Genomic DNA, 4,011 nt, shown 5'->3' on the forward strand with positions numbered 1-4,011 from the left:
CAGCGCAGCCTTCGCGTCCAGGAATGCTGACGAATGGGAACAAGTCGGCGAAGAGCTCGATATCCCCATCGTTAAGGTCATTTCCGCAGAGGGGGAGTCGTAAGTATCCGGCCGTAGGCGTCGGCGGTCTTGATCGCCTACTCAACCTTCCCGAAAATCGCTTCGACCAATCTTTCAGCTTCGGCGTCACGGTGACAGTGGTCAATGAACCCATCCGGCAGCATGACGAGTAATTCTTCAAATTTTTTGCGTGGTAAGTTTGCCGTAACCCAAGGTCGCTTAGTTTCATACTGGCGACGGGAAACCTTGAGGATCGCCCAGGGTTTTTCCTGCGTGAGTTGTTTAAACATAATAGATAGTATAGCAGTAGAAGTCGTTGTCTTCAAGCTCTCGAAGGTCTTTTTGATTCAATAGAGTCAAAAGTGCGTTTGATGACTTCTTTTAAGTCTTGTATGTCCACAGGTTTGGCAATGTAGTCATTCATTCCCGCCGCAAGAAACTTCTCACGGTCTCCAGCCATGGCATAGGCCGTCATGGCAATGATGGGAACATCCTTTTTGTTATGCCCTGCTTTTCCTGACCGAATTGCCAAGGTGGCCTGCACGCCATCCATGATGGGCATCCTGATGTCCATCAAAACAAGGTCTATGTCCTTTTCTGAAAGAATTTCTATGGCCTGTTGTCCATCCGTGGCGACAATGACGGCGTAGCCGTGTTTTTTCAATAATGCCTTGACAGTGACGACGTTGATGTCTTCGTCCTCCACAAGTAAAACCTTGTAGTGAGCAGGGGAAGGATGCGAAGACAAAGGTATGCTTGGGAGAGAAACAGCTCCGTTTGCCTTTTTTGAAACCCCAAAAGGCAATGACAGGTAAATGGTCGTTCCCAGCCCTGGAGCGCTTTCGATGGCAATTTCACCTTTCAATAGGCCGACAAGTCGTTTGACGATGGAAAGTCCAAGTCCTGCTCCTTGAAAACGGCGAGTGTAATTCCCCTCACCCTGTGAGAAAGGCTCGAAGATCAGCCCAAGAAGTTCGTCGCTGATTCCAATGCCTTCGTCACTGACCATGAACAAGACTCGTTCTTGGGTAACCTTCGCTAACGGCAGCAGGTATGCCTGGACGAAAATAGTTCCTTGGTCAGAAAATTTTATCGCGTTTCCGACAAGGTTAAAGAGTATCTGTCTGAGCCGAACTTCGTCCCCGAGAACCAATGAAGGCAATCGTTCATCCAGAAAGAAGCGCAGTTCCAAATCTTTCTTTCGGGCTGTAGACGCAAGCAGTCCGCCAACAGAATCGAACATGTCCGCTAAAGAGAACTCGACAATTCTGATGTTGAGTTTTCCAGCCTCAATTCGCGAGAGATCAAGGATGTCCGAAAGAAGATTCGTCAATCGCTTTGAGGATGTAATTGCCTCATCGACATACTCTTTTTCCTCTTCGCCGAGATGCGCTGTCTCGAGAAGCTGAAGCATGCCCAAGACACCGTTAAGTGGTGTCCTGATTTCGTGGCTCATGTTCGCCAGGAATTCCGACTTGGCGCGGTTGGCGTTCTCTGCCGCTTCCTTGGACTTCATGAGGTCGTCGATATCGATTTCAACGCCGTCCCAGACGGTGTGCGCGTTCAGCATGCGTCGCGGGGCGGAGGTCAGAAGATGCCAGCGGATTTCGCCCGAGGGCAATCTCATGCGAACCTCGGCGCTAAACATCGACATGTTCGTTATAGCTTGAGTTTCTCGTTCAGCCAGAAGCGCTCTGTCTTCCTCAATGACTTGATTATAAAGAATGTTTGCGTCAGCCAAAACCTGCTCAGGGGAAACGCCGTGGAGTTTCGTGACCCCCGCGCTTAGATACGTAAAATGGCGCAGGGTGCCGTCTGGCCCACTGTCTAGTTGGTAGACCATGCCTTGTGGAAGATTGTCACTTAGGGAGGCCAACTGCGCTTCTCTCTCACGTAGGGCGGATTCAGCTCCTTCGCGGTCGAGCACCTTCCATACAGCATCCATAAGCAGGCTGAGTTGATAGATATCGGTGTCGGTATACTCACTTTCCTTGTTAGCGACGCCCACCACGGAAACGATTTTCCCATCCCTGTACACGGGAATTGTCATGTAGGAATATAGGGGCGCATGGCCATCGGGGTAGCCTTTCTTCAAAGGATGGTCTGCCTGGTAGTCGTTGAGAACTATGGGTACGCGCTGGCGCACAGCTTCGCCCCACACTCCGGTATCTTTCAAATCGTATTGCGTATGGGGCTTGACGATTGTACATTCTTGCATGACATCTCTTGACCAAGAATTCAGAGTAAGACGTTCAGTCTCTTCGTCATAGAGGTAAATATAACCGATCTTGCTTTCCGTGAGGCGGATGGCCTCGTGGAGGGCGAAGTCGAGAAATTCTTGAGGTTCAGTGAATGGATGTTGCAAAACTTCGACTAAGCTCATTAGTCTTGACTCGTTGGCGCGAAGCTTCTCCTCCATTTGTTTGCGTTCGGTAATGTTTGTAAACATAGCGAAAGCACCGATGAAGCTCCCATTGTCGTCAATAAGTGCCTTTGCAGAAACAATTGTCCAAAGAATAGAACCATCTTTGCGCTTGAGTCTACGTTCATAGATGTCGCTCAACCCAGCATGTCTGCCTTTCATCTTTTCGGTATGCTGTTCAAACTCATCTGGAAAAATGAACTCCTCGACCTTGTGTCCTATAATTTCTTCGACTCCATATCCGAGCATGTCGGCCATTGCAGGGTTGACGAGTGTAACCACATGATCGGCATCAACTGACCAGATGCCTTCGTTTGCGGTTTCCACAAGGCGTCTGTAACGTTCTTCGCTGTCTCGAAGAGCCTGCTCTGCACGACGGCGCTCGGTCACATCCACGCCAAGGCAGGTTGCGTCGAGCACGTAGCCCTTATGGTCTAAGGTCAGGGCATTCGCCCAGGAGACAACGCGCTTTTCTCCGGAACGTGTCAGAATTTCGTTTTCATACGTCGAGAAGCCGTGGACGTGCTGTTGCGACATGACGCCATCAAAGATCCTTTTGACTTGCTCGCGAACTTCGATCGGAATGAACAGATCAAACCAATCTTGTCCCACGACCTCTTCTTTGCGCCATCCGGTCAAGTCGAGGAAATACTGGTTGACGAAAAGGACCTTGGCATTGGTGTCAAGTGAGACCCCGATTTGAGGGGTATTGAGCAAAACGTGCCGCCATTTCTGCTCGGATTTGATTAGGGCCTCTTCAACGGCCTTGCGTTCGGTGATGTCATGGAAAACGCCCAGGATGAGCGTCCGCCCCTGCAGGTGGAAAACGCTGGCACGGACCAAGGATGTCCGGATTTCGCCGTCAGCCCGGCTGAAGCGGACTTCCTGGACATGGTCAGGGGATGCTACTTGTTGGAGGAACTGCGGCGTCGTGGTGTGGGGAACGACTTCGCCTGCTGGATGGAGGTCACTTTGGTGCATTCCCAGCAGTTCCATCCGCGAACGACGGAAAAGTTCTTCGGCGGCGGGGTTGCACTCGACGATGATGCCTGTATCCGTTTCGGCGACAAGTATTGGGTCCATGACCGAGGCGTACAGAGCACGAAATTTTTCCTCGTTTTCACGAGTTTTGATCTTCTCCTCTTCTCGAGCTACCCGGGTCGACATGAGTTTTCCCAGGAGGGCCGTGCCCAAGGGGTAGATCAGCAAAACAGGCAAGGTAATTTTTGACAAGACATTCCAGGCGATGTCCCAAGGGAGGGTCAGCATCAAACCCAGCATGGCCAAGTGGATCGCTAGGCCGAAGAGCAGGAGTTCCCCAAAGGAAAGGTGTGCAAGTCCGCTACGCCTGAGATGTCTCCAAAGAATACCAATGGCTCCGGACGCCAGGATTACATAGACGCCCATTACTGTCCGGCTAAGAAAAGGCTTGACGCCTGAAAGCGACAACTGGTGCAAGCTCATGATGCCTTTCCACTTAGGCGATCAATTTTGAAAAAATGGCATAAATTGCCATGACATCAAGTTCA

Annotated in this window: 2 protein-coding genes; both read right to left on the bottom strand. The window is 50.7% G+C overall.

The features are described from left to right. Positions 1-137: 137 nt before the first annotated feature. Positions 138-350, bottom strand: coding sequence for a hypothetical protein (locus GTA51_RS20080; RefSeq protein ID WP_160964264.1), 213 nt, complete (start codon positions 348-350; stop codon positions 138-140). A 32-nt stretch (positions 351-382) separates the two neighbouring features. Then, a complete protein-coding gene (locus GTA51_RS20085) occupies positions 383-3,946 on the bottom strand; it encodes a PAS domain S-box protein (RefSeq protein WP_160964265.1) in 3,564 nt (1,187 codons plus the stop codon). Between the last annotated feature and the right edge of the window lie 65 nt (positions 3,947-4,011).

The organism is Solidesulfovibrio aerotolerans, assembly GCF_009856865.1.
GTDB lineage: Bacteria > Desulfobacterota > Desulfovibrionia > Desulfovibrionales > Desulfovibrionaceae > Solidesulfovibrio > Solidesulfovibrio aerotolerans.